1 protein-coding gene is annotated in these 1,046 nt (G+C 70.9%); it reads right to left on the bottom strand.

The window, feature by feature from the left end; translation table 11 throughout:
- A partial coding sequence (locus MKK55_RS05295) for a methyl-accepting chemotaxis protein (RefSeq protein ID WP_243933617.1) occupies positions 1-1,046 on the bottom strand: 1,046 nt, incomplete at both ends.

Genomic DNA, 1,046 nt, shown 5'->3' with positions numbered 1-1,046 from the left:
TGCCGGTAGCGTTCGGCGAGGGCCATGAGGGCTCCTGCGAGCTCGGTGAGGTTGGCCGAGGCCGCCTCGACCTCGCGGGTGCCGGCGGCGGTCTGCTGGCTCGCCTGGCGGATGTTCTGCAGGGCGCCCATCACCTGCTCGATGCCGAGCTGCTGCTGGTTGGTCGACGCCACGATCTGCTGGAAGGTCTGCACGTTCTCCTCCACCCGCCCGGTGATCTCCTCGATCGTGCGCTGGGTCGTGTCGGAGCGCGCCTTGCCGGTGGCCGCCCGCTTGACCGCCTCCTCCGTCAGCATCACCGAGGTGTTGATGCCGCGCTGGATCTCCGAAAGGATGCCGCGCACCTGCAGGGTGGCCGCCTTGGCTTGGTCGGCCAGAAGCTTCATCTCCGAGGCCACCACCGCGAAGCTCCGCCCGCTCTCCCCGGCCGCCGCCGCCTCGATCGCGGCGTTGAGCGCCAGCAGGTGCGTGCGCTCCGAGATGTCGTTGACCGTCTCGATGATGTCGCCGATCGTCTGGGTCTTCTCCGACAGCGTCACGATGTTGCCGGCCACCGCCTCCGCCTGCTCGCGGATCGCGTCCATCGCCCGCGCCGTGTCGGCCACCGCGCGCAGGCCCTGGCGCGAGGTCTGGGCCGTGGCCTGGGCGGTGGCGATCACCTCGCCGGCCCGCTTCGTGATCTGCGCGCCCGAATGGGTGATCTCGTCCACCGTCGCCGCCGTCTCCTGCACCGCCGCGAACTGCTCCTCCACCGACGCCGCCTGCTCCTGCGCCGAGGCGCGGATCTCGGCCGCCGCCGCGTTCAGGTCCGACGTCGCCGCACGGTTCGTCCGGGCCAGATCCGCAAGCCCCGAGACCATCCCGTTCAGCGTACGCCCGAGGCGACCGATCTCGTTATGGCCGCCGTCCCCGAGCGTCCCGGACAGGTCGCCCTGACCGACCTGCTCGACGAAGGTCATCACCCGCCCGAGCGGCCGGACGATCACGCGGTTGATGGCGATCCCGATCCCGATGCAGATCAGGAGCGTGATCAGGGCCGCGCCCCA

Origin of the sequence: Methylobacterium sp. J-059 (genome assembly GCF_022829485.1) — a bacterium.
Taxonomy (GTDB): Bacteria; Pseudomonadota; Alphaproteobacteria; order Rhizobiales; family Beijerinckiaceae; genus Methylobacterium.
This window is presented reverse-complemented; position numbering and strand designations above follow the sequence as displayed.